General features: G+C 63.6%; 15 protein-coding genes. 5 read left to right on the top strand and 10 right to left on the bottom strand.

The genetic code is table 11. The annotated features are described in order from the left end of the window. Window positions 1-17 precede the first annotated feature (17 nt). Window positions 18-1,679, bottom strand: coding sequence for a helix-turn-helix transcriptional regulator (locus tag BQ8794_RS26095; protein WP_077381447.1), 1,662 nt, complete (start codon window positions 1,677-1,679; stop codon window positions 18-20). A 785-nt stretch (window positions 1,680-2,464) separates the two neighbouring features. Between BQ8794_RS26095 and BQ8794_RS26090 the strand changes: the two genes are divergently transcribed. Further along, entirely contained in the window at window positions 2,465-3,136 is a 672-nt protein-coding gene (locus tag BQ8794_RS26090) for a methyltransferase (RefSeq protein ID WP_077381446.1), read from the top strand. Between the two features lie 868 nt (window positions 3,137-4,004). Here the strand turns inward: BQ8794_RS26090 and BQ8794_RS26085 are convergent. Continuing rightward, complete coding sequence (locus BQ8794_RS26085) at window positions 4,005-5,159, bottom strand: helix-turn-helix transcriptional regulator (protein WP_210189864.1); 1,155 nt, start codon at window positions 5,157-5,159, stop codon at window positions 4,005-4,007. A 239-nt stretch (window positions 5,160-5,398) separates the two neighbouring features. On the opposite strand from BQ8794_RS26085, the gene BQ8794_RS37470 reads away from it, so the two are divergent. The 4 genes from BQ8794_RS37470 (at window position 5,399) to BQ8794_RS26065 (ending at window position 15,589) form a co-directional block, all read left to right on the top strand. Next, a complete protein-coding gene (locus tag BQ8794_RS37470) occupies window positions 5,399-5,842 on the top strand; it encodes a CVNH domain-containing protein (RefSeq protein WP_077381444.1) in 444 nt (147 codons plus the stop codon). 79 nt (window positions 5,843-5,921) lie between these two features. After that, the gene (locus BQ8794_RS26075; RefSeq protein WP_143744685.1) at window positions 5,922-6,461 is read left to right on the top strand and encodes a hypothetical protein; all 540 of its coding nucleotides are present in this window, start codon (window positions 5,922-5,924) and stop codon (window positions 6,459-6,461) included. Window positions 6,462-6,508: 47 nt separating this feature from the next. Continuing rightward, a complete protein-coding gene (locus BQ8794_RS26070; RefSeq protein WP_077381442.1) occupies window positions 6,509-11,830 on the top strand; it encodes a VWA domain-containing protein in 5,322 nt (1,773 codons plus the stop codon). An 87-nt stretch (window positions 11,831-11,917) separates the two neighbouring features. Then, window positions 11,918-15,589 carry a transglutaminase domain-containing protein gene (locus BQ8794_RS26065; RefSeq protein ID WP_143744684.1) on the top strand — a complete coding sequence of 1,224 codons (3,672 nt, stop codon included), beginning with the start codon at window positions 11,918-11,920 and terminating at the stop codon, window positions 15,587-15,589. A gap of 359 nt (window positions 15,590-15,948) precedes the next feature. Here BQ8794_RS26065 and BQ8794_RS26060 read toward each other — a convergent pair whose 3' ends face one another. The 8 genes from BQ8794_RS26060 to BQ8794_RS26020 form a co-directional block, all read right to left on the bottom strand. Further along, on the bottom strand, window positions 15,949-17,931 hold the full coding sequence (locus BQ8794_RS26060; RefSeq protein WP_077381440.1) for an ABC transporter permease: 1,983 nt from the start codon (window positions 17,929-17,931) through the stop codon (window positions 15,949-15,951). Beyond that, entirely contained in the window at window positions 17,928-19,013 is a 1,086-nt protein-coding gene (locus tag BQ8794_RS26055; protein WP_077381439.1) for a quaternary amine ABC transporter ATP-binding protein, read from the bottom strand. Before BQ8794_RS26055 ends, BQ8794_RS26060 begins: the two co-directional genes overlap by 4 nt. Before the next feature lie 75 nt (window positions 19,014-19,088). Then, window positions 19,089-20,063, bottom strand: a complete 975-nt coding sequence (locus tag BQ8794_RS26050) for an ABC transporter substrate-binding protein (RefSeq protein WP_077381438.1) — start codon at window positions 20,061-20,063, stop codon at window positions 19,089-19,091. Between the two features lie 440 nt (window positions 20,064-20,503). Then, on the bottom strand, window positions 20,504-21,289 hold the full coding sequence (locus tag BQ8794_RS26040; RefSeq protein ID WP_077381436.1) for an SDR family oxidoreductase: 786 nt from the start codon (window positions 21,287-21,289) through the stop codon (window positions 20,504-20,506). 7 nt (window positions 21,290-21,296) lie between these two features. Beyond that, window positions 21,297-22,061, bottom strand: a complete 765-nt coding sequence (locus BQ8794_RS26035) for an SDR family oxidoreductase (protein ID WP_077381435.1) — start codon at window positions 22,059-22,061, stop codon at window positions 21,297-21,299. 134 nt (window positions 22,062-22,195) lie between these two features. Further along, a complete protein-coding gene (locus BQ8794_RS26030; RefSeq protein ID WP_077381701.1) occupies window positions 22,196-23,704 on the bottom strand; it encodes a sugar ABC transporter ATP-binding protein in 1,509 nt (502 codons plus the stop codon). Window positions 23,705-23,738: 34 nt separating this feature from the next. Beyond that, window positions 23,739-24,677 carry a sugar ABC transporter substrate-binding protein gene (locus BQ8794_RS26025; protein WP_077381434.1) on the bottom strand — a complete coding sequence of 313 codons (939 nt, stop codon included), beginning with the start codon at window positions 24,675-24,677 and terminating at the stop codon, window positions 23,739-23,741. A 149-nt stretch (window positions 24,678-24,826) separates the two neighbouring features. After that, window positions 24,827-25,837, bottom strand: coding sequence for an ABC transporter permease (locus tag BQ8794_RS26020; RefSeq protein ID WP_077381433.1), 1,011 nt, complete (start codon window positions 25,835-25,837; stop codon window positions 24,827-24,829). Window positions 25,838-26,139 lie beyond the last annotated feature (302 nt).

The raw sequence follows: 26,139 nt of genomic DNA, 5'->3' as shown, positions 1-26,139 counted from the left end.
CCAGTTGGCCGATCGATTCAGATCAGCTTGTGCTCGTATGCGTAGGCCGTCGCGGCCGCCCGCGAAGGAAGGGTGAGCTTGGTGAAGATGTTGCTTACGTGCCTGTCGACTGTCCGCTGGCTCAAGAACAGCTCGGCGGCGATAACCTTATTGGTCCTGCCGGTGGCAATCAGCCGAAGGACCTGCAACTCACGCGGCGTCAGTCCGTGGGGATGAGCGGACAGTGGATCCTTTGTAAGCGATTCAAGCCGGGCGAGATCCGGCACGGCTCCCAACTGTTCGAACACGGCGCAGGCCGCATCCAGTTCCAAACTTGCTCCTTCCTCGTCCGCCAGAGCGCGGCAGGCCAGCCCCACCAGCAAACGCGTGCGTGCGGTCATGTACGGCGCCTTGACCTGTTCCCACCCCTGCAAAGCTCGGCGCAGCGAGCCCAGCGCAGCCTGAGCGTCGCCTTCGGCCAGTTCCACAGCGCCTTGGGCGTGGGCAGCGATCGCACCAAGAAGGCCCGTGTCGAAGCGATCAGTTATTTCCTTTAGTGTCTGGCAGGCAGCGTGAGCATCCTCGATTTCGCCCGCATCCAACATGATGTCGACACAGGCGGGCAAGAGCCTTGCCAGCTGCAATGGGTCGGTAGTAGCACTGACGACGCGTCGGATCGCTCCCGCCGCAATCTCAACGCGTCCTTGCGCCATCCGTAACAAGGCCAAGCCTGGCTGCGGTTCCCAGCCCCAACGGCTCGCGCTCCGGTATGCCTCCTCGGCCGCTGTAAAGTCGCCCTGGAGTCGGTGTATCTCCGCTAATTGATAGAAGGCCGAGGCGGGGCGCTGAGGATCGATGCCCTTTTCGAAACGCTCGCAGCCGCGGCGCGCCTCCACGAGCGCTTCCGGCCAGGCGCCGTGCAGCTGCATGATTTCCGCGCGATGCACCAGGCACTTGCCGGTAAAGCTGACCATCTCGGGTTGTGCCTCGCACCACCGCGCAAGGGCGGTCGTCCATTCGCGGGCACGGTCCACCGCGTATACCTGCTGACAGCCGTCGATCACGCTGCAATAGATCAAACCCGTGACCAGCGGCGACAGCTCCCCAGCTGTGACCGCGAGCATGGTCTCGTCTAGCAGCCTGAGCCCCTGCTCGACCTGCCCCTGTTGCATCAGAACCAAGCCCTGCAGGTGGCGGGCGCAGGCGATCAGGTCTGCCTCTGCGAAGCGATCGCCGATCTCGGCGGCATTGCCCGCGGCGGCATACGCGGCCTCCCATTCCCCGGCGTCGATATGCTGCTGCACCACCGGCAACAGCAGGTAGCCCGCTTCAACGCAATCGCGCTCCTCGCATTCGATAAGCCGCTTGGCACGGGCGAGCCATCCGGTCGCGCGGCCCGTCTCTCCTCTAAAGAGCAGGCGCAAACCCAGCCAGAAGGCGCAGCGAACCGCGCGCACACTTTCGCCCGCATTCAGATAGACGTGGTAGGCACGGTCAAGCGCTCTCAGATAGTCGTCATCCCGAGCGATCATATACGCCGACATCGCCAGCAGCTCGAGATCCTCGACGGCCAGCGGAACCACTTTATCGGCGAGCGAGAGTGCTTGGTAGGCATCGGCCCAGGCATGCCGTTTGTAGGACTTGCGGCCTCGTTCGAGTTCCCTCGCCACGTCCGCGACAGACCACCTCTTTTGGCGCATATCAAAACCGCCAATCTGCTTCGCTCCATTTCTGCGGGGAGTTTAGCAGATCGGCGCCGGCGACCAACCGCGCTTCGAAACGACGACGAGTTCGGCACTGGAGCAGCCAAATCGATGCACAATTGAAAGTCGGCTAAGAGTCGGTTCGCCTGGTAGTGCGCCTGGCGGAGAACGAACGACCGCTTTGCATCATCGGCACCGGGCGTTCACAGATGTCGCCTCACACAGCCGCTGTTGGCGCACCTTCTTGTTCCACAACCGGGAGAATTGACCCTTCTCTGCCCTTCGTCTGAGAAAGTCCTACGGCGAGGCCTGGCCTCAAAGCGGAAGTTGATGGGGTCTTGAGCTGTGTCCATCAGGTCTATGCGTTCCTAGCCCGGTAGAGTTCTGTTAAAATGATGAGACGCTGCAGAGGGGGCCGAATATGCGCAATCAGGAAAAGTCCGCGCCGACCGCGTCCGCGACGCCGATGACTCTGATCGACATCGCGACCGGGTACTGGCTCTCCCAGGCCCTCTTTGTCGCCGCCAAGCTTGGCATAGCGGTCTGCTTGCGAACGGCCCGCGATCGGCCCCTCAGCTCGCTGAGATCGTGGAGGTGCATCCTGACGCTCTCTACCGCATCCTTCGAGCCCTTACGGGCGTAGGGGTGTTTGCGGAGGATGGGACGGCAACTTCGAACTGACACCGATTGCCGAATGCCTTCGAAGCGACACACCCTCCACCGTGCTGCCCTACATTCTGATGTTTGGCTCGGATTAGCACTGGCGCGCCTGGGGCGAGTTGATGCATAGCGTCCGGACCGGAGAGCCGGCGTTCGAACACGTGTTCGGCAAGCGGGTCTTCCAGTATTTCGCCGAACATGACGATGATGCTCGGACTTTCGATGCGGCGATGACAAGCCGGAGCCGGCTGGAGGAACCCGCTGTAGCCTCTGCCTACGACTGGCCTGATGGTACAATCGTCGACGTGGGGGGCGGCCGCGGTTCTCAACTCGCCGCGATCCTCGGGCTGGTCACCCCTTGTCGAGGCATTTTATTCGACCTCCCGCATGTCATCCGCACCGCGACCAAACTCTTCGACGAAGCAAAACTGACGGCCCGTTGCGATATAGTGGCTGGCGACTTTTTTGAGCAGGTTCCGGCAGGCGGCGAGCTCTACTTGCTCAAGAAGGTCGTCCACGACTGGGATGATCAGCGCGCCCGTGTGATCCTTAGAAACTGCCGCGCGGCGATGCGGGAGGGGGCTCGGCTGGTTTTGGTCGAGCACGTCCTCGCGGGTCGCAATGAGCCGTCGTGGAGTAAGCTGCTCGACCTTCAGATGTTGGCGCTTACGCCCGGGGGACGCGAGCGAAGCAAGGCTGAGTATGCGGCGCTCCTGGCATCGGCCGGGCTCTCCTTGAATCGGGTCATTCCGACTGCAGCCGGGGTCAGTCTCATTGAAGCGGTGACCGCTTAGCTCGGTTGTCCCGAAAAACAAGGTCTGTCGGAGCGCTGGCGCATTGCGGTAGACGCAACTCGCAGGATCGCGCGACGTTGTCGGCATTTGCCCAAACTCGAAGCCCGCGGCGGGACCAAGCCGTTCAGGCAACTGGGCCAAACGGGTGAAAGCCACGTGCGCCCTGAGAAGGCGTTGCCTCCACCCGTTAAATCGCTATGGCTGCGCCTTGACTGGCTTCTTTTTTCGGCGCGGGAGGTCATCGATCGGCTCGGCTTCCATCGGCTTTAGCAAGAGTGATAGATCCAGCACCACGGACATCAATTCTTCAGCTCGCCACTTCTCGATAGAGGGCGTGCCTGTCGCTTTGGGGTCATCGTCCTATTCTCAAGACCACTTTTCGCCCATCGGAAAGGGTTCCCGTTCCTGCGCCAGCTGGAGGTTGTCTGCTGGTCAGCGAGAACACGAATCGGGTTGAGAGTTGCCCGCAAACCATCGTTCCTTCTCCACGCGAAAAGGTAAGGTTGGTGGTAGTTGTCCCTCGGCATTCGACCCCGGTATCGGTCTGCCCGCGAATAGTTCCGCGCCGTGTGATACTGTTGACAGCAGCCGTCCCGGAAAAGGAGAGCGTCCCATCAATAGTCTGACCGGAGACTGGTGCCGTGATGATGAGCGGATTTTGCGCCTGCGCGTAGCCGGCAGCGTAGCCGACACCCCAGGCAATCAACATTGTCGCTAAGATTCGCAGGAAAGTACGGTGCATTTGGACGGTTCCTGTTGAGACCGCTGCAGTGCAGATTGCGAGACGGTCATGCTGGGCCTTGCCTGCCAGTCAGCTTTGGGGCGGCGTGAGGGGACCCGTTTGATATGGCTGTCGGAGTCCGACGGCCTATGAATCGGAACATCGCGAAGGCGGAACCGCCTGCATTGCAAGCCGCACTAGCTCGGCCTGTCGCGAGACGCCGGTCTTCTGGAAGATGTTGCTGAGATGTGTTCTCGCGGTGGTTCGCGCAATGCCGAGATCGGCTGCAGTCTCGAATAATGTGCGCCCTGCAAGCAGGTTTGAAATCACTCGTGCTTCTGCTTCTGTAAGCCCAAAAGCGGCGGCGGTGAAATCCGCTCCAGCCTGTGTCGCCGGTGCTGCGTCGATGAACACAGCCGCAACTGCCTCGGGCTGCAACTGTGTGCGTATGTCGCCTCGGGCCAGTGGAAGGACATGCGCGTAGACCGGTCGCACGCCGATCTCGGTAAGTCGAATGGCAATCCCAGCCTCCCCGATCTTTGACTCATCTTGAGCTGCCAAAAATATGGCCTTGGAGAGTTCATTGTTGGCCGCCCGGTATTTGGCGTGGAGAGTACCGCCGAGTATCCCGATCGGACTGCCATTTCGCAACATGCGCTCTGCTGAACGGTTCGCATGGAGGACTGCCCCGCGTCCGTTTGTCAGCATCACTCCGTACCGAAGTGCGTCGAACGTTTCAGCCATCCGGGTCCGCTCGATCGTACCGATGTCGAGGACGTTACTGATAGTCACTGCGCGTCGGAGATGCGGTAGCAGCAATGCTCCCAGTTCGACTTCGCCTTCCGTCATGGCGCCATGCGGATCTTGCCAGCCAAGCACCAATTCCGAGAAATGGGTGGGCGTGGAAATCAGGAAAAAATGCGCGATATCGACTATTCCCTGGGGGCTCAAGCACTCCCGCACATAGGGAGAAACCTCCATGTAACTTGCCGGGATATGCCTAGAGGCGATGAAGGGCTCCTCAAGAGAGGCCTTACGCAGCAACCATTCGGACACTGCACTGTGAATCTCGGGAAGATGTGTCTCCCTTAGTCCAAGCCAGTACGGCTCCCAGCCAAAGCTCTTCTTGATCAGGACACGATCGTGCCCGAGATCATTCAGCGAGAGAATTGCCTTTTCGCAGCCGAGCGCGAGCGCAATATCAGCGAGTGCCTGTTCCCACCGAGAAGGATCGAGCACGCAGTCGTAAACCGATCCTATCAGCGCCGACAATGCACGTTCCGATGGTGACGCCATCGTCATCATGCTCTCCAATGCAACGCCCTGTGCTCGGCGCGGTCAAGCCACCTGGCTTTACTCTTCTCCTGAACGCAGCGGGGCCAACGCGGGCAATACCATTGGTATCATACATTCATACGATAGTAAGCGCGCGGAAAAGCAGCGAGGGTGCCTCTGAGCGGAGGCCGTGCCAAGGAGTTGGCGTTTTCCGCCACTGATTGCAACGATCAAGGGAACTCCCTCAATTCGAAGGAAAGAACCTCATGCGTACCACAATCCATCGAAACGCGGTTTTGACGCTCTGCGTTCTTACATTCGCGTTCATCGATGCCTCTGCGGCAAGTGAGAAATTCCCGCGCGGAAGCTGGTCCCAGTCCTGCTCCAATCCAAGCATGCGCGGTTCGGTGCTGCGGGCCACGTGCGGCAAGATCAACGGGACGTTCGTCAAAACCTCTCTCAATCTGGCAGACTGCCGCAAGAGGAGCACCGTCTCCAATATTGATGGCCATCTCGCTTGCGACCGGAGCGATGCTGTCCAGATGCCGAATGGGAGCTGGGCAGCGAGTTGCCGGGAATGGAGCATGAAGGGGCCGCTCCTGCGGGCGACATGCGGAAAAATCAACGGCACATGGATCGCGAGCACCCTTGACATTGGCGATTGCTCCGGAACCGTCAGCAACAGGGACGGCAGCCTGACATGCGATTAGTGTGCCATCGCCGGTTGGCAGCTGGATTGAATGTCCAGGAACAAGTTCGAAACTTCAGGAGGTGTCTCGGATGCGCCCGGTGAGCGGGAAAGCCATCGGGGCCGCGGCTGGGATTGCAGGTCTCTTTCTCAGCGGCGCTCTTTCCGCCGCAGAGATCGCCATCGACTGCCCGGCGGATGCCGGCTTGCCCGAGCTTGTCTTCGGCTTTGCCGCTGACACGCTTTCGATCAAGGACGCCTCCGGCACGGCGACCCTGCAGGCATCGTTTCACGAGCTGTCCGCGGGCATGTTCGCTATCCAAGCTTGGGGGCCGACCGAAACGCCAATGCCCAATCTTGCGGACATGGACAGATGCCTCGGCGACGGGCTGAAGAAACAGGACATGCAGGCCACCGACGCCAGCGCCGTGACTTATCTCAGCAATCTGTGCCGGCTGAAGCTCATGCCTGAGGCGACCGCTCAGAGGATTGATGCGAAATATGAGATCACGGCCCTCGATCCGAAGTCGGCAACGGTGTTCATCAGCCGGAGCTATACCGTGGCCAGCAGCGTGACCGGCGAGCCGTTGCAACTTGACGAATGGCCGATACGCCAGTGCGCCGTGATTTCGGGGCCATGAGATGGCATGCCACCTGAAGGTTCGTCGGGACGGATCGGGATGAATTGATGCGCTTACCCCGGCTGGGTTTCAGGTGCGCGTTCGCGCTGGCCTTCCTGCTCCTTCTCGGCGGTCGCGCTGCTTCGCAGGAAGCATGCACGAGCGAGATCGAGCCCAACGACCAGATCGACCAAGCCGCGTCCATCGCAGGAGCAGCCTGTTTCGAGGGGGCGATCGAACCGGCAAGGCAGGATCGTTTCGTCTGGTCGATCCCGGAGCGTGAAGGGGCGCATGGCTGGGAACTGAGCTTCGAAGGCGGTTATCGGAATTCCAGGATCATCGTGCAGGCGATAAAGCCGGCCGCCGGCGGAGAGCCCCGGTCGGAGGGCCCAGAGCTGTTTCGCCTGGACACCGAGAACGGCGCCTACCGCGGGCGCAGTCCGGAATTTCTGGCCATTCCCGGCGACTATCTGATCAGCGTGCTCAGCGAAGGCGCAAGCCCCTACCGCGTCCGGTTGGCGGCGACCGTGGCGGCTGCGCGGGAAGCGGAACCCAACGATACAGCCGAGCAGGCGTCGCCGCTGCTGACGGAGACCATCGTCTCCGGCGATCTCGACGGCGAGCCTGATTTCTTCCGCTTCGCCATTCCGGAAGCCGGCGCGCGCCGCCACTGGAACGTCGAAATCAACGGAGCGCACGGCCACTGGATCTCGACTGAGCTGATGAGGGCCGACGGACAAAGCCTCCTCACCGCCGGCGCAACCATCTACCGTCCGCTCCAGATCACGGATCTCGGCTTTGCCGCCGGCGAATATCTTCTCAAGCTGTCGCCGACCTCTGATAGCGTGACGCCCTATACAGTCAAGCTGTCTCCCGGCGGGCCGCGCGTGCCGAGCCGCGAGTCCGAGCCGAACGACACACTGGCGACCGCCGCCGCCCTGGCGCTCGGCCGAGCCGCTGTCGGCCGGCTCGGCCGGGGTGGCGACGTCGACGTGTTTGTGCTGGATGTTGGGAAGCCGCTTGAGGACAAGCTCGTCTCGATCGCGATCAAGAGCCGTGTCGACCGGAACCTTTGCCTCGCCAACGCCACGGGCGGCGAGCTCCAGTGCCGCAGCGGTGGCGAGGTCGAACTCTCGAACATCGCACTGCCCGCCGGACGCTACGGAGTCTCGATCAGCGGCGGCGCTGATCCGGACCAACCTTATTCGCTGACGGCGCGCATCGCCGGCGCGCGGCGAAAGAACACCGAGGCCGAGCCGAATGAGCGACCGGAATTCGCCAATGCGCTCGAGCCCGGCAGCGCGCTTCAAGGTCAGCTCGCCGGAGCCGACATCGACATGTTCGTCCTCCATGTCGAGGGACCGCCCCAATTGTGGACGATAAAGGCCGAGGGCCGCGGGGTCGATTCCGTCATCGTGACGAATTTCGAGCAGACCGAGATCGGCTCGGGCGAAAGCATCGAGGGCATCGCAGGCGCGAGCGCCGGCGACGTCTTCCTGCTGCCTGGCGACTACTGGATCAGGATCAGCGGCAATGGCGGCGCCTATGCGCTGACCGCCATCGCGATGGGTCCTCCCGACCTCAGCTCCGAGCGCGAACCGAACGACATCGACGCGCAGGCGCAACGGCTTGATTTCGGCGTGGTCCGCACCGGCCGGCTTTCCGACAGCACCGACCGCGACGTCTATCGATTTTCGCTGTTTGCGCCGGACCATATAAGGCTGAAGGTGGAGCCTGCGGCGGGCGATGAGATCGGCGTCGAGCTCGAATGGGGATATCCTTCGCCGAAGCGTCCGCAGGGCAGCACGTCGAGCGAGCCGTATTTCTATGACGCACTTCTGGATCCGGGAGACTACATGGTGCGGCTGCGCTCCGAACGGCGCAGTTCGTCTCCCTACCGGATCGAGATGACTCGCGCCGACCCTTTTGTCCTGCCGGACGATCTGGAGCCCAACGACACGCCGTCGCAGGCCCGCGAACTGCCGCCCTCGCTCACCGTTGAAGGCAGGGTCGTTGCCTATCTGGATGCCGATTGGTTCGCATTGCCGCTTCTGGAACGGCCGACGAAGATGACCGTCCAAGTAACGGGCAGCGTCGAGCCCAGCCTCGTCGACGGCTTGGAGCCGCTTGCCGGCACATGGCAGGCGGACACGCATCTCTTCGAGGCGGAGCTTCCAGCCGAGCACCCGATTCGTCTGGGGATCAAGGGAGACGGTCCTTATTCGCTGGGCATTTCCTTCGCCGACGGGCCGCGTCCTGCCCCGGCGGCTCCGCCACTGCCGCTGGAACTGAAGCTGAAGCTCGACCAGCCCACCGTTGCCGCCTTCTGGATCCGCGGGCAGCGGGTCAAGGGCGCCATCGAGATATCCAATAACGGACAGGCGGCGCTGGATCTGACCGTGGACGTCGTCAGTAGCCACTTCGCCTATAGGCCCGAACTTGGCGTTCGAAGCATCGCGCTGGCGCCTGGCGCCCTGGAAAGCGTGCCGTTCGACGTGGTCGTCGCCCCGGATGCCTGGGCAAATCAACGGGTGGACCTGGTAGCAAGGGCAACCGCTGCCGGCGGCAGCAGCGTGACGGCGACCGCCGGCCTTACCGCTGACCCGACCGCTGACCCCGTCGCGCAGGAGATTTCGTTTCCGTTGCCGAAAAGCCTCCTCGGCGGCTTCAACGTCGCCAGTTCCGCTCTCGGTGGCGCCGCCAACCTGCCGGAGGGCGATGCAAGTAACGAGAACCCCGCCGTCCTGCAGGACGGCCTGGTAGGCGACGCCAGGATCGGCGCCCTTGCGATTGAGGCCACCCGATTGCCATACGTCGTGACGAACCGGTTCGGGACGGATCATCCGTGGACCATCGCCGGCATCACCATCCACCCGCAAGCGGAGGGTCGGCTCTATCCGGCCGAGCAACTCAGGGATTTCGATCTTCTGCTCTCGGAAGATGGAGTAACATTCCGGCCTGCGCTTTCGGGTCAGCTCAGCATGCTGCCGGTCGAGCAGGCTTTCCTGCTCGACGCACCGGTCGCGGCGCGCGCCGCGCAGCTGCGCCTCAAGACCAATCACGCCGACAACATCGGGCTTGTCGGTCTGAGCGAGTGGAAGGTGATCGCTGTGCCGGGGGAGCCGCAGGGCCTTTCCGCCGACATCGCTGACTGGCAGCGCGGCGGCCATGTGGTCTGGAACAACATGGTGGTCGGCACCTCGCCCGAAGACGAGCGCGCCATGCTCGGGGCGAGCCGGTCGGTGCCGGTGAAGATCCCCGCCGGCAGGAGGGCCGAATGGACCGTCGGCTTCCACGAGAATCGCGCCGCCCAGATACGCTCGCTCGAATGGGTCCAGGGCGACGTGCCTGCCGACCAGCAGGCCTTCACCAAGCTCATGGTTTCGACGAGCACCGACGGGGCGCTCGGACCTTGGCAGGATCTCGGTGTCTGGACGCTCGATGCCGATGCCAGCGGCGCCGCGCACTGGACCCTGCCTCAACCGGTGTGGGCCCGCTTCGTGCGGTTCACGGCCACGCAAGCGGTCGACCAGGAGAAGGTCTGGGTCTATCCGAAGGCGCTACGGATCTTCGAGCGGCCGACGGACCCGGACTACCTGTCGATCCTCGGCGAATGGGGCCAGTACAATCGCAACGCGATCTTCGAAGCCTCAAATCCCATTCCTCCGCTCCCTGCTCTTGCGACGGCTTCCAACAGGGGCACGCGGGACAAGGCGGAGATGCTGCCCGTAGGCAAGACCGTTTCCGGGGAGGTCCGCCTGAACGAAGTCGAGGATTGGTATGCCGTCGATGTTCCGGCGGGGATGAACCGCCTAACATTGACCGCAGCCGCGGAGCCGACGGTCGATGTCGACATGGCGATAGAGGATGCGGCCGGAGGAACGGTGCCGCTCCAATTCCTCCCCTCGGCCGCCGATCGCCTGAATTTCGAGGCCGAGGTCGAGGGCGGACATCGGTATCTGGTCCGCGTGCACGAACCCCAGCGTTCCGTGGCGATAGCCTACGACACCAGCCCCAGCATCTCCCACTTTGCGCCGATGATCCGCCACGCGCTGGCGGCCTTTGCCGCCGGTGTGGTGCCGGGGCGCGAATTTGTGAACTTCATGAATTTCGAATCGCCCTTCGTACTCAAGGAGTGGAGCGACCAGCCCTGGATGCTCGAAGGCGCGATGCTGGCCCGCCCCGGCCTCGACCAGAAGGATTCGAGCGATCTCGAAGCAACGCTTGCCTCCATCCTGGGGGCCTTCAAGGCGAGGCACGGCGTTCGGGCGGCAATTGTCGTCACCGATGCCGAAACGCCGGGCTTCGACAGGCAGCCCGACGTCTGGGCCGATCTCGCAGGCCTGCGCCCGCGCATCTTCGCGGCCCATATCGGTGCCGGCAACGATCCGCGCAGGGAAAAGCAGCTGATGCAGGATATGGCCTCGGTGAATGGCGGCCACTACGCCTCGGCGCGCACCCAGGCCGAGATGGACGTCGTATCGGAACGTGCCGCGGCGTGGCTCCGGCGGCCGACCCGTTACCGGCTTGTTGCGGCCATGCGCAACGAGGCACCGCCGTTGCCTGGAACGCTTCAGGTCGTTGCGGCTTCGCAGCCGGAAGTTGAGCCGATCGCCGCGAAGAACCCGGAGACACCCGCGATGCCCAGCGGCGCCGTCGAACTCATTCTGGACGCCTCGGGCAGCATGCTGCAGCGTCTGAACGGGGAGCGGCGGATCGAGATCGCACGCCGGGTGCTGTCCGATCTGGCCACCGAGACGCTGTCGCCCGGCCAATTCGTGGCAATGCGCGTGTTCGGCGACGACCGGCCCGAGTCCTGCGAAACGAGGCTGGCGACGCCGCTTGGGCCCCACGAACCTGGGACCCTGGTCAAGCAGATCAAAAAGATCACGCCCAAGAACCTGGCGCGAACCCCGATCGGGGCATCGCTCCGTGCCGTGGCGGACGATCTTGCCGACGCCAAGGGCCTCCGGACGGTGATCCTTATCACTGACGGCGAGGAAACCTGCGGCGGTGACCCGGAAGCCGAGATCGTCAGCCTTCGCGCGCAGGGTTTCGACGTGCGGGTCAACATCGTCGGCTTCGCCGTCGACGATACCGGCCTGAAGGAAACGTTTCAGAAATGGGCGAAGACCGGCGGCGGGGAGTATTTCGACGCCGCCAACGCTGAGGAACTGGGCGACTCGTTTCGTTCGGCGATAGCGGCGCCCTACCGCGTTTTGGATGGAGCCGGCTCGGTGGTGGCGAGCGGTATCATCGGCGGGGGGGCGGTCACGCTTATGCCGGCCACCTACCGCGTCGAGGTCGGCAGCACCACCGATCCGTTCGTCATCGACGGCGTAGTCGTGGCGGCTGGCCAGTCGACGAGTGTAAGCTATACCGGGCGCTAGAAGTTCGATGCCCGACCTAATGTCCCGCGTAATGCGGATTGCGATGTCTCTCTTACCAGGTCCCGGCTGGGACGGCGGAGCGCCAAGATGCCGATCGTGAACCCCCTCCTCAGAACGATGCGCACCGCGATGGCGGGCGCCATGATGTTTGTCTGGTATCTCGGCCCGGCGATGAACGCCTCCGCGGCGACCGAGGAGGAGCGTGCCGCCGCCTTTTCCGCGCAAATTCAGGCCAGCATGCTGGCGCTGGAGGACGGCGACCGCGATGCGCCCCGCGACCGCTGGGACCCGCAATATGTCGTGGACACCGTCGGGATCGACGTTGGTGACCTGTACAACTGGGTCCGGGGCTCGGTGGTCTGGATGCCGTATCGTGGGATCCTGCGCGGTCCGGAAGGTGTCCTGATGGACAGGGTCGGCAACTCGATCGACCAGTCGCTGCTGCTCGCCGCGCTGCTCAGGATGGCCGGACATGACGTCCGGCTTGCCCATGCGACGCTGCCGGACGCCACCATCGACAAATTCTGGTCGGAATGGCGCGCGGAAAGGGCCAAAGCGGACGAGATCGCACCATCCAGTCCCGCTTCAACGACCGACGCAGTCTCTCCGGATTCCCGGAAAGAAGAGGTGCTGACCACCGCCGACCTCTACGGCATCGACCGCACCAGTGTCGCGCAAATACTGGAGTCCACGAACACGGAGGCGGCAGAGCTTGCTGTCGACATGAATGCGCGTGTGCTGGATCAGACCTGGCGACTGTCCGGGATGCTCGGTCCGGTGGACGCCGCCGCCGTCGAAGGCGCCATCTTGGCCGAAGCGCGCCGGGCGCTCGCGGACCATTGGTGGGTGCAGCTTCAGGACGGCGGAAACTGGACCGATCTCGACCTATTGGCGCCTTCCGGCGCCCCGGGTGAGGCACTGGCTCCGGCGGTCGATACATTCGACGTCGATACGCTACCCGAAGCTATAGAGCAGCGTGTCGTCATTCGCATCGTTACCGAGCAATTGAAGAACGGCGCGCTCCAGGAGAGCACCATCCTCGAACAGTCGGTCCGGCCGCGCGATTTTGTCGGCAAGACGATCGGCTTCCGTCATTTTCCGATGGCCTGGCCGTCGGAATGGCCGCAGGTCACGCCCGACGGCATCCAGATCAAGCTGCGCGCCGCGCTTTACAGCCAGACCGAATGGATGCCCGTGCTGGTCGCCGGAGACGCCGTGGTGGGGACGGCCGGAATATACGACACCGGCGAAATCGATCCCAGTCCACAGCCGGCCAATCCGTTCATGACGATGACCGTGGGCATGATGGGAATGGTCAGCAAGGCGACCGACGTGCTGGCTACTGGTGGCGATCCGGAGGCGCTGCTGCCGGAGGATCCGAGCCTGAAGGATACGCGGCCCGCGCGCGCCGAGGGCGAGTTCGTTGCCGAATGGCTGGAATACGTCATTCAGGTTCCGGGATCCGAGCCGCGCACGGTGCGGCGGCAGGTCTTCGACCTGATCGGCCCGGCCGCGCGCGCCGGCGGCGATCTTTCCGGGTTTCAGATGAACACTGAAAAAGCGCTCGACCGCTCGATGGCCATGCTCGGAGAGAGTGAAATACAGATCCTTCCTGGCCGTCTCGCGCCTGAATTCCTGGGCCATCTGGGCGCGCTGAACGCGATCAGCAACCGGCCGGTGCTGGACGAGTTGGCGCGCGATCCCTTTGGGAAAGTGCCGGCGAACTACATGGAACTGTTCTCCAAATTGAACGGGATGCCGGCTGCGCTCCTCACGCTCGCCTCGCTGCGCTTCGACCTCAATCCGTTGAGCGACTGGGTCTATGTCCACCGTCCGTCCGTCGTTGCCCAGCATACGCGGCTGTCGCGCGCCGGCGGCGGCGATTTCGTCGGCCAGATCGGCCTCGACATTATCGAGAACGGCATCGGCATCGATCCGCTCGCGGCCGGCAACGCCGTTCTCCTGCGCATCAGCCAAGGCGTCACGGACACCAACGCGGAAGCCGTGGCGCTGCGCCGGTTGGGCAAGGTCTCCGCAAACGCTGCCGACGCTTTCGCTGCGGTACCGCTTGACGGGCAGGACTGGCGGACGCTGCGCAGCGGCGACGAAGCCGTCGTCTCTACGCTCGGTTACGGCGCCGACCTCACCGCCCGCATCACCAGCGAGCTCGCCAGCGGAAATCTTGTCGTCGTCCCCGCCAGCCTGGCGCCGGGCGAAGATTTTTCCGGCTGGTGGCGGATCGATCCGGCGACCGGCGCCACGCTTGGCGTCGGCCCTTCCGGGCACGGCCAGGCGATGGTCGAATACGCCCTCATCATCATCATCCAGACGATGATGGCCGCCGCTCAATGCGCGCTGCAGGCATCTATCATCCGAGCAGCGGAAAAGACCCTGGAGGAAAAGGCCAAGGGCGCCGATTCCGGACAGGCGACCGCGGCGGGCGCGAAGGCCGGCTATGAGCAGGCGAAAAGCGACTGGACCAAGAATCGCAATCTCTGCATCGCCGCCGGCATGGCCGCCGGGTTCAATGTGATGCTGGCCGGCTTTGCCATCAATGCGGTCAAGACGTCTGGCAACAAGGGCTATGACGGCTCGAAAAAAGGGCCAAACGCCAAGCCAAGGGCACCTGGAGCGACGACATCGTCCGCAGCGCCGCAGGCTCGCGCTCCCGACTTCCCATCGCGCACTCCTACCACGCCGGGAATAGGTCCTCGGGGGCAGCCACGCACGCCGACCATACCCGGAACAGGACCCAAGGGACCGCCGGTGCCCACCATACCCGGGACCGGGCCCAAGGGACCAACGCAGACGACACAGGGTCCTAAATCGCCGCCGAGCTCTCCGGACAAATCCACCCCGAACTCAAATCGCGCACGCGAAAACGCAGACACCGTGCCGGTGCCGCAGAATCCGCGCGACCGCTTCATGGACGCCCAGAAACGGGCGCAGGACGCGCAGGACAGGATGGCGCGGCACAAGCCGGTCGATACGCCTGAGGGGAGGGCAGAAACCGACAAGCTCTGGCGCGATCTCGACCAGGCCAACCGCGACCGGATTCTCGCCTATGACAGCATGCCGCGCAATCAGCGACCTTCGTCCATCCCGCCAGTGCCCCCGCCGGCCAGTCCCGGCATCGACCCGATGGCGAACACCCAGCGACCGCCGGTCGATCCCGCGGGCGGTACACAGCCTTCCAGCGTCGGGCCGTTCGGTGGTTACAAGACTGGCGACGGTCCGCCGTCGCAAATGCCGCCGACGCAGCCCGCGCCTGGCGAATTCGGCGGCTACAAGACCGGCGAGGGACCACCCTCGCAGATCCCGCCGACGCAGGCCGCGCCCGGTCAGGGTCCCGCGACCAAGACGGGCGAGGCTCCTCCTTCTTCAATTCCGGAAATTGCTCCGGGCAATGTACCTCCTGCGCCGACGACGACCGAACTTCTCGACGGTCTGGGGGGCCGCGGCCATCCCCAGCCCGGGCGCCCATCGAAGCCCGGTGACCCGACGCCGAGCGCGGACGACCTCCTGTCCGGTCTCGGCAATCCGGGTCCTTCGATGTCGCCCAAGGGGAATCCGGTGGTCTCAGGCGTCGATCCGTTCGCCATTACGCAGACGCCGTCGCTGCCTCCGCCCCCGGTGCCGAAGACGCCTAACGGCAACACCGGCTTTGCAGGGCCTTCCAGCGTATCCCGAGCGGATGCCGCGAAAACCTCGGGGCTAGCCGGGCTGGCAGGAGCGCTGGAAACAGTGACTGAGCAATGATTTGGCCGCGTGTCGCATGGCATTTAACTGGGGTTAAGTCATGATCAGGTACTGAATCACGTCCGGAGTGCCAAGTTTGTGTGTGCGCAACGAGCGGTCATCCAGCATGTATGTCGTTCTGAGTAACTGAAGCAGACATTCGTCCTTCGATCGCGAATTACCGCTTTTGGCGCGAAGCAGACGTTTAGGCCTAGCGCGGCGAATGTCGGATTTTGGGCCGGATTCCGACTTTGCGGGGTCATTCGGCCGCGCTCGGAAAATGACGCTCTCTGCTCGTTCGCGCCGACCAATTCAAACGGCAAGGTTTCATCCATCTCGGCCATTGGCGACAGCTCTAGGGCGCGACCTTCTACTTCCAGCTACCCCAGCCTTGCCCGTGCCTTGGCCGTCCAGGCGTTGAACAGCCGGTCGGCGACGATGCCGATGAAGGCGATGGCCAGTCCGGCGACGATGCCGCGGCCGGAATCGGCCTTGGAGAGCGCGATGAACACCTCCTGGCCAAGATCGCGCGTGCCGACCATGGCGCAGATGATGATCATCGCCAGCGCCATCAGGATCGTCTGGTTGACGCCGAGCATGATCTCAGGAAGCGCCAGCGGCAGCTGCACGCGCAGGAACGTCTGGCGCTTGGTGCAGCCCGACACCTTTGCCGCCTCGATCAGTGCCGGCGGCACCTGCCTGAGGCCGTGATTGGTGTAGCGGATGGCCGGCACCACGGCGAAGGCGACGGTCGCGATCATCGCCGTCACGTCGCCGACGCGAAACAGCATCACCACCGGAATGATGAAGCAGAACGACGGCAGCACCTGCAGCGTGTCGATGATCGGGGTGACGATCTTTTCGACACGATCACTGCGTGATGCCATCAGCCCGATCGGAATGCCGATCAGGCAAGCGATGAAGGCCGAGATGCCGCAGAGGTAGACCGTCGCCATGGTCTTTTCCCAGAGGCCGGTCACCGCGCAAAAGACGGTCAGCGCCGCGACCAGGGCGGCGAGGCGCAGGCCGCCGAGCTGGTAGCCGGCAAGGCCGAGCAGGAACACCGCGCCCAGCCACGGGAAGCCCTCGCAGAAGGCGCGCACCGGGTTCAGCACATTGAGGATCAGCGCCACGCGGAACGCTTCGATCGTGTCGAAGAAGTTGATCGTAATCCAGCTCACCGCTGTCTTCCACATCGGCGCGGTGGTGAAGGTGATCGCTTTCGGCACCGCCGCGAAGGCCGGCACGAACAGGCCAAGCAGCGTCGTGGCTGCAAGGATGGTGACGGCCAGCGTCAGATTGGGGTAGCGCCGCCAGAAGCTCGGGCTGACCTCCTGATAGACATGGCCCTTTGCGTGATTGCGCGCGATCGCCTGGCTCAGCCGGTCGAGCGCGATTGCCAGCGCCACGATGGCAAGGCCGGCTTCCATCGCCTCGCCGACCTTCAGCGCCCTGAGCGCCAAAAGCACGTCGTAGCCGAGGCCGCCGGCGCCGATCATCGAAGCGATGATCACCATATTGAGCGCCAGCATGATGACCTGGTTGACGCCGACCATCAGCGCTGGACGCGCCGACGGCAGCAGCACGCGCCACAGTTTCTGGCGCGCCGTGCAGCCGGCCATCTCGCTGAAATCGTCGATTTCGGACGGCACCCGCGACAGTCCCAGCATCGTCGCGCGCACCATCGGCGGCGTCGCGAAAATGGCCGTCGCGATCATCGCCGAAACCGGGCTGTTGCCAAACAGCAGAAGCATCGGGATCAGATAGGCGAAGGTCGGGATGGTCTGCATCAGGTCGAGGGCAGGGGAGATCAGCAGCCTCTCCGCCCATGGCTTGCGCCACGCCCAGATGCCGACGAACAATCCAGTGACGATGCAGAACGGCACGGCGATGGAGATCAATCCCAGCGTCAGCATGGCGCTGGCCCACTGGCCGAACAGCGCAATGTAGAGAAAACAGCCGCCGACCAGCGCGCCGAGCTTCCAGCCACCGGCGGCCCGTCCGGCCAGGAATGCGGCGATGCAGACGCCGACCCAGGACAGGCGCGGCAGGACGAGCATGTCGGCGCCATGGCCGATCTTGAAATTCTTGGCGAGCAGACCGAGCGCAAAATCGAGCGGCACGCCGAGCGCCGCGGTGATCGAGCGCGTCAGCCAGGAAAAGTTCGACTTTATCAGGCTCATCAGCGCGCTGACCCAGTCGGCGACCGGAATGATTGCGCTGGCCGGATAATTGACCGCCCAGGGCAGTCTGTCCTGCAGCAGGAACACGGCAAGCACGGCGGCAAGGGCGCAGGCCCAGGCCACCAGCCAGAGCTGAACCGGCCGCGATCTCGCCTCGCTGGCGCTTGCCGTCACCGTCATGCGTTGGCCCCGGAACGCGCGATGCCGGCCAGAAGATCGATCACGGCTTGCGGCGTGACTTCGCCGATCGGCTTGCCGGTGCCGTTGACGACGGCGAACGGCTTGCCGGCCGAGACGATATCAGCCGAAAAACTCGATATCTTGGCATCCGGCGCGACCACGCCGCCATGCTCGGCGCCGTCGCAGGCGCGCATCAGGCTTCGCGCCGAGATCACCTTGGCGCGGTCGACGTCGCGGGTGAACTCGGCGACATAGTCGGTCGCCGGGTTGACCACCAGCTGTTCCGGGGTGCCGATCTGGATGACCTCGCCGTCTTTCATGATGGCGACGCGGTCGGCCAGCCGGATGGCCTCGTCGAAATCATGGGTGATGAAGACGATGGTCTTGTGCAGCATGGTCTGCAACCGCATCAATTCGTCCTGCATCTCGCGGCGGATCAGCGGATCGAGCGCCGAAAACGGCTCGTCAAGAAACCAGATTTCCGGCTTGGTGGCGAGGCTGCGAGCGATGCCGACACGCTGCTGCTGGCCGCCGGAAAGCTCACGCGGATAGAAATGCTCGCGGCCGCGCAGGCCGACAAGCTCGATCACTTCGCGCGCGCGCTTCTCGCGCGTCGGCCGGTCCTGCCCTTGTATGCCCAGTGGAAAGGCGATGTTCTCCAGCACATTCAGATGCGGCAGCAGGGCGAAATTCTGGAACACCATGCCCATGCGGTGGCGCCGCAGTTCGATCAGCGCGGCATCGGAGATTTTGAGGAGATCCTTGCCCTCGAACTCGACCTTGCCATGCGTCGGCTCGACCAGCCGCGACATGCAGCGCACCAGCGTCGACTTGCCCGACCCCGAAAGCCCCATGATGATGAAGATCTCGCCCTGGCGGATTTCGAGGTCGACGGCGCGCACCGCGCCGACCAGCCCGGCCGCTGCGACCTCCGCCATGCTGGCCTTGCCGTCGCGCTGGCGGATGAAATTGGCCGCGTTCGCGCCGAACAGCTTCCAAACGTTGCGGCAGGCGAGCTTTATCGGGCGGGCATCCTTGGGCATGCCTGCCGCTTGCGGCACCTGTTCAGTCGTATCGGCCATGCAGTCGTCCTTCTGGAATATGGGACAGAGACCCGGCCATGAATGACCGGACCTCGCAGTTTCCAGTTGGAACGATCACTCGGCCCAAGCTTTCCAGTCGGCTTCGTGGGCGGCGATCCAGGCGGCGGCGACGTCTTCCGGCGTCTTGCCTTCAAGATCGATCTCGCCGCTCATCTTGTTGAGCTCGTCGGTGTCGATCGTGTAGTTCTTCGCGACCTTGTAGGCGACCGGCCATTTGTCCTTCATGCCGGCCCAGGAATATTTCCAGATCTCGCCATGCGGCTTGCCGCAGTCATACTTTGCCTCGGGGTTCACGCCCCATTTCGGGTCGGTGTAGCACTCCGACGTATGGTCGGGGAATTCGACCCATTCGCCCTTGTATTTGGCCGGCGCCCAATGTGGCGAATAGACCCACAGCATGATCGGCGCCTTGCGCTGATAGGCTGAATCCAGCTCGGCGAACATCGCCGCGTCGGTGCCGGCATGGATGACGGTGAAGGGCAGCTTCAGCGCCACGGCACGCTCGTCGTCAAAACCTTCCCATGTCACCGGGCCGCCGAGATAGCGGCCGTTCGGCGCTGTTTCGGCGGTCGAGAAGGCTTCGGCGCATTTCGGGTCGTTCAGCGCCTCCCAGTTCGGCAGGCCCGGGCATTTTTCCTTCATGTATTCGGGATACCACCATTCTTCCTTGGCCTTGGGCCCGAGCGCGCCGAGGCGTTCGGTCTGCCCGGTCGCATCCGAGGCCTTCATGGCTTCGCCGGCCGTCGTGTCCCAGAATTCCATCGCGACAACGAGATCGCCATTGGTGAGGCCGGTGGTCAGGCTGGAGAGATAGTCGGCGGTCGGGTACTCGACCGTGTAGCCGAGCTTTTCAAGAATGCCGCCGAGGATCTTTGCGTTCAGGTTGACGCTGGTCCAGTCGAACAGCGCGATCTTGATCGGGTCGTTGGATTCTGGCGCCGCCGCATGGGCCGAAGGCGTCAGCACACTTGCCGCGGCAAGTGTTAAGGCTCCCATTGATAATCTCGAAATCATAGTCCGCAGTGACATGCTTGTTCTCCTGTCAAGCTCTGGTGGAAGTTATCGTCCGTTCCCTTCTTGCGTCTCTTTTTGATTGTGTTGGAAAAGCCGATCGTTGCGCAAGACCATTGGCACCACATTGCTGCCGGCGCTAAAGCCGATGCAGACGCGATGATGCCAATTCGATGAAGATGTCGTGCGGGACAGGCCCGCGTCGTGGCTGCCGTGCTGCCGAAGCAGTGATCCGCGGATCGATCGCCGGTCTTGCGGCGCCCTCAAGCTTGCGAGCCATCGAGTTCCCATGATGTCGGCTGTCGGCAGTCACCGAAGCCATTTTCATGGGATGAAATTATATATACCAACGTTCATGTCGCGCAACGACTAACGCAGCGCGGATCGCGCAATTCGGCCGCAGTTTCGCCGCCTGCCGATTATACCAGCAGATTGATGCGTCAACCTGCTCCGTTTGCTCACGACATGATCAGGCCGCCATCGACATTGATGGTCTGGCCGGTGATGTAGGCGGCGTCGTTGCTGGCCAGAAAGCTGACCAGGCCGGAAACGTCCTCGCCGCTGCCGGCGCGGCCCATCGGGATGTTCTTCACCCATTCGGCCATCAGTTCGCCGGGCTTGTAGTCGCCCATCAGTCTGCCCCACGCCGCGTCGTTATAGGCCCACATGTCGGTGTCGATGATGCCGGGGCAGATCGCGTTGACGGTGATCTTCTCTTTCGCCACTTCCTTGGCGAGGCTCTGGGTGATCCCGACGACGCCGAATTTCGAGGCGGCATAGTGCGGCGTGTAGATGAAGCCCTGCCGCGCCTGGCCGGATGCGGTGTTGATCAGCCTGCCGCCGTCACCGTGCTTGCGGATGCGCGCGATCGCCTCCTGGCAGCACAGGAACACGCCTTTTGTGTTGACCGCCATCACCTTGTCCCATTCGGCCTCGGTCATCGCCTCGATCCTGGCGATGGTGATGACGCCGGCATTCTGCACGGAGATGTCGACACGGCCGAACTGTCGTTCGGCCAGATCGTAGAGGGCGGCGACCTCGTCCTTCTTCGTCACATCCATCTGCATCGATGCGACTTTGGCGCCCTCTGCCTTCAGGCCGGCGGCGACCTCTTCGACGCGCAGGTCGATAGCGCTGACGACGACGGCCGCGCCCTCAGCCGCAAAGCGCCTGGCCATCGCTGCACCGATGCCGCCGCTGGCACCCGTGATGACCGCCGTCTTACCCTGGAATCGGTTCTGCATTTTTCTCCTACCAGCAGACGAAGCCACCATCGACGATCAGGTCGATGCCGGTGACGAAACTCGAAGCGCGGCTGGCCAGGAACACGGTCGGGCCGACCATCTCTTCCGGCGCCGCCATGCGCCCCATCGGCGTATCGCGCTCGAAAATCCTGACCTGGTCGGCGACCTCCGGCCGCTTGTTCATCGGCGTCAGCGTGTAGCCGGGGCTGACGACATTGACGCGCAGGCCGCGATCGGCCCACTCCATGGCGAGGCTCTTCGACATGTGGATGACGGCGGCCTTCGACGAGTTGTAATGCGCTTGGGTCAGGCCGCGATTGACGATCGAGCCCGACATCGAGGCGATGTTGATGATCGAGCCCTTGCGCCGCGTCAGCATGGCGCGCGCTTCGGCCTGGCACGACAGGAACACGCCGCTGACATTGACGTCGTAGAGCTTCTGCCATTTCTCCAGCGACAGGGATTCGGCCGGTTCGGCGCCGGCGATGCCGGCATTGTTGACGGCGATGGTCAGCGCGCCGAGTTCGGTTTCCGTGCGCTCGATCGCCGTCGCGAGATCGGCCTCCGAAGTCACCGTGCCGGTCAGCGCCAGCGCCTTGCGGCCGAGCGCCGAGATCCTGTGCGCGGTCTCGTCCAGCCCGCCCTTCGAGGCATGGCCGAAACAGGCGATATCGGCGCCGGCTTCGGCCAGGCCGATGGCGATCGCTTGCCCGATGCCGCTGCCGGCGCCGGTGACGAGGGCAACATCGCCATGAAGATCGAATAGTTTCATCGAAATGTTTTCCTGTTGAGCCGCCGGTGCCGCCCTGGGAAGGAAGGGGCGCCAGTCCTGACTGGCGCCCCGCGCGGTCCGGTGCCTGGGAGAATATCACCTGCTGCGCTCTATTCCGATCCTTTATGCCGCCCTCAGCTTGTGGCGAGCTCCATGACGGCGACGTTGCTCGCTTCGCTGCGGTCGAGAATGCCACGCTGGCGGCCACGGCTCAGCACCAGCACGCGATGCGACAGGCCGAGCACTTCCTCGAGGTCGGAGCTCACCACCACCACCGCCATGCCGGAGCGGGCGAGTTCGGCGATGACATCGTAGATCGCGGCGCGGGCGCCGACATCGATGCCGCGTGTCGGCTCGTCCAGGATGAACACCTTGGGCGGCCGTGAAATCCATTTGGCGATGATCACCTTCTGCTGATTGCCGCCGGAAAGCTTGCTGATCGCCTGGTTAGGCCGGCCCTTGACGCCGAGCCGGCCGATGCCGGCCTCGGCGAATTTCTGCACCGCCTTCGGAAATACCCAGCCATTCGGCGCGACATGGTCGAAATTGCCGATCGCCAGATTCTCGCCGATGGTCTGGTCGAGCACCACGCCTTGCGCCTTGCGGTCTTCCGGCACCAGCACGACGCCGGCCTTGATCGCCGCCGCCGGGCCAGTGAGGTGCACCGGTTTGCCGGCAACGCGCACCGAACCCGATGAAATCGGATCGGCGCCGGCAATCGCCCGTACCAGTTCGGTGCGGCCGGCGCCGATCAGGCCGGCGATGCCAAGGATTTCGCCGGCCCTTACCGAAAAGCTGACATTCTGAAAACTGCGTTCCGGCGAGGACAGGTTCTCGACCTCGAGCAACGCCTCGCTGCCCGGCTCCGACAGCGGCGGGAACATCCGCTCGACGCTGCGGCCGACCATCTGCTCGACTATCGCGCGCACCGGAACGTCGGCGCGCTCGTGGCGGGCGACAATGCGCCCGTCGCGCATCACCACGACGCGGTCGGCGATCGCAGCGACCTCGTCCAGCCGGTGGCTGATATAGATGAAGGACATGCCTTCCGCCTTGAGCTTGCGAATCTGCTTGAACAACAGCTCCGTTTCCTCACTGCCAAGTGCCGCTGTCGGTTCGTCGAAGATCAGAAGCTCGGCATTGAGCGTCAGCGCCTTGGCGATCTCGACCTGCTGCTGGGCGGCGATGCGCAGCGTGCCCACCTTGCGTTCCGGCGAGACATCGAGGCCGAGCCGCTTCAGTTGGGCCGATGCCCGCGCGTTCATGGCCGCGCGGTCGATGCGGCCGCCGCGCATCAGCAGGCGCCCGACATAGACGTTCTCGGCGACCGACAGGTCGGGCAGCAGCTTCAGTTCCTGGTGGATCATGCCGACCCCGGCGTCGATGGCCGCGGCGGGAGAGGCGGGGGAATACGGCTTCCCCCGCCATATCATGCTGCCGGCATCGGGTTTGGTCGACCCGGCGATGATGTTGGAAACGGTGGACTTGCCGGCGCCATTTTCTCCAAGCAGCGCCACGACCTCGCCCGGCCTCACCTCGAAGCTCGCATCGGCCAGGACCTGCACCGGTCCGTAGCTCTTGCAGAGGCCGCTGACGAAGAGCCCCAGATGCGGGGACTGCGTATGGCTGGGGTCCAAGGACATCGTTCCGCTCATCAATAATCAGGGATGCTTGGAATCAGGGATGCTTGGCGATGAACTGATCGACATTGTCCTTGGTGGTCAGCGTCGCATCCTGCAACTGTTCTGCGGGAACGGTTTCGCCGGCCACCAGCTTGATCGCCGCATCGACGGCAAGCCGGCCCATGCCTTGTGTCTGTTGCGTCGCGGTCACGTCGAAGACGCCGCCCTTCAGTGCCTTGAGCGCCGCCACGTCGCCGTCGAAGCCGGCAACCCAGACCTTGTGGCCGGGATTGGCGACCTTGACCGCCTGCGCGGCACCGAGCGCCAGCGCGTCGGCCTGGCCGATGACGATCGACACCTCGGGGTGCGACTGCAGCAGGTCCTGCGTCAGCTTGAAGCCCTCGTCCTGGTGCCAGCCTTCGCTCCACAGCTCGCCGACCACCTTGATGTCGGGATAGGCGCTGAGCGCTTCGCCGCAGCCCTTCGACCGGTCGACCTCGGGCGTCGTGCCTTTCTGGCCATGGATGATGATCAGCTCGCCCTTGCCGCCGGCCTGCTTGGCGATGTAGTCGCAAACCGCCTTGGCCGATGCCACGCTGTTGGTGGCGATGAAGGTGTCGCCGGGTGCGCCCTCGGCGTTGCGGTCGACATTGATGACCGGGATGCCGGCCGCCTTGGCCGTCTTGGTCGGCACGGTGGCGGCGGTGGCGCCGGCCGGGATGTAGATCAGCGCATCGATGTTTTGCGTGATCAGGTCCTGCACCTGGCTGACCTGGGTCGCAGAATCGCCCTTGGCGTCGACGGTGACGATCTCGATGCCCTTTTCCTTGCCATAGGCCTCGACGGACTGCTTGATCTGGTTGAAGAAATCGGCCTGCAGGTTGGCGACGGCGAGACCAAGCTTCTTGGCCTCCTTGGCCGAGGCCATCTCGGAAAGTCCGAGCAGCGGAATGACGGCCGCGGCAGCAAGCAGCAATGAACGTTTGGTCAGCATGTGTTTCCTCCGTTGATGTTCAATCTGTCCCGCCGGCGCATCACGGCGCCCGTTGGCCGAACAACTCCCAGTTTCGGATCACCGATCCGTTTTCGCCCGGACATCCGGGTGAATCTCATTGCGCCCCACTTTTCATTGAGCCCCACTCTTCATTGCGCTCTGCGCCGCCATGTATCCGTGGCCACCGCCAGCGCGATCACCACGCCGATCACCACCTGCTGGATGAAGGGCGACACGCCGAGCAGGTTCAGCCCGTTGCGCAGCACGCCGATGATGAGCACGCCGATGGCGGTGCCGCCGATCGAGCCGACGCCGCCCGACAGGCTGGCGCCGCCGATCACCACCGCCGCGATCGTATCCAGTTCGTAGCCGAAGCCGGAACTCGGCTGGACGGAATCGAGCCGTGCCGCAAGCACGATGCCGGCGAGCCCGGCCAGAACGCCGCAGACTGCATAGACCCAGTTGGTCAGCGACTTGACCGGTATGCCGGACAGCCTGGCGACCTCGGCGCTGCCGCCGATCGCGTAGAGGCTGCGACCGGTCGCGCGATAGTTCAGGAAGATCGCGAAGATGATGGCCAGAACGATCATCAAGCCGACGGTGACCGACAGAAAGCCGAAATGGCGGATGATCGACAGGCTGGTGAACCAGTCGGGGAAGCCGATGATCTGCGAGCCGTCGGTGATCATGTTGGCGACACCGCGGGCCACCGACATCATGGCCAGCGTGGCGATGAAGGGCGGCAGTCTGGTGACGGTCACGAGCAGGCCTGAAACCAGCCCGCAAAGTCCAGCAACGACAAGCGCTGTGACGATGCCGGCAGGCATGCCGAGATTGAGGTGGTCGGGATGGGCGACGAAGCCCATCACCATGGCGGCGAGCGCCAGCACGGAGCCGACGGACAGGTCGATGCCGCCGATCAGGATGACCAGCGTCATGCCGATCGCCATGATGCCGAGCACGGTGACCTGGTCGAGCACGTTGAGGATGTTGCGGACGGTGAGGAAGGTGTCGGTGGTCAGCGACAGCGCAAGGCACAGCAGCACCAGCCCGATCAGCGGTCCCATGGTTCCGGCGAACAGGGCCGAAAGCTTCGCGCCCGCCGCCGCCTGCGCATTTGGGCCGGCCTTCAACTCGCTTGCACCGTTGCTCACAGCCATTTTGTCTCCTCCATCAGCGATCCGGCGATGCGTCGTCGGCTCACTCTTGCTCACCAGGCACCTCCCTGTGAACAATTTATCTTTGATATGCAATTTTGTTCAGCTAAACTGTTCGTCGGAAAATTGTCAAGGCCCGCCGCATCATTCCACGCCGGTTTGCGCCGCCAGCCGGTTTGCCTTACGAAAGGGCATGAAATGCCGCGTTTTCAGGTCCGGTCGCATCCTGCGGATTCATGTAGGCTGCTTGAGCAGGGCAGGACGGCCAAGACGAAGTAAATGTTGACCATTTTGGCTTTCATTCA

It is taken from the genome of Mesorhizobium prunaredense, from assembly GCF_900156895.1.
Lineage (GTDB): Bacteria > Pseudomonadota > Alphaproteobacteria > Rhizobiales > Rhizobiaceae > Mesorhizobium > Mesorhizobium prunaredense.
Note: the sequence above shows the minus strand (reverse complement) of the source record. Positions and strands in the feature narration are given on the sequence as shown.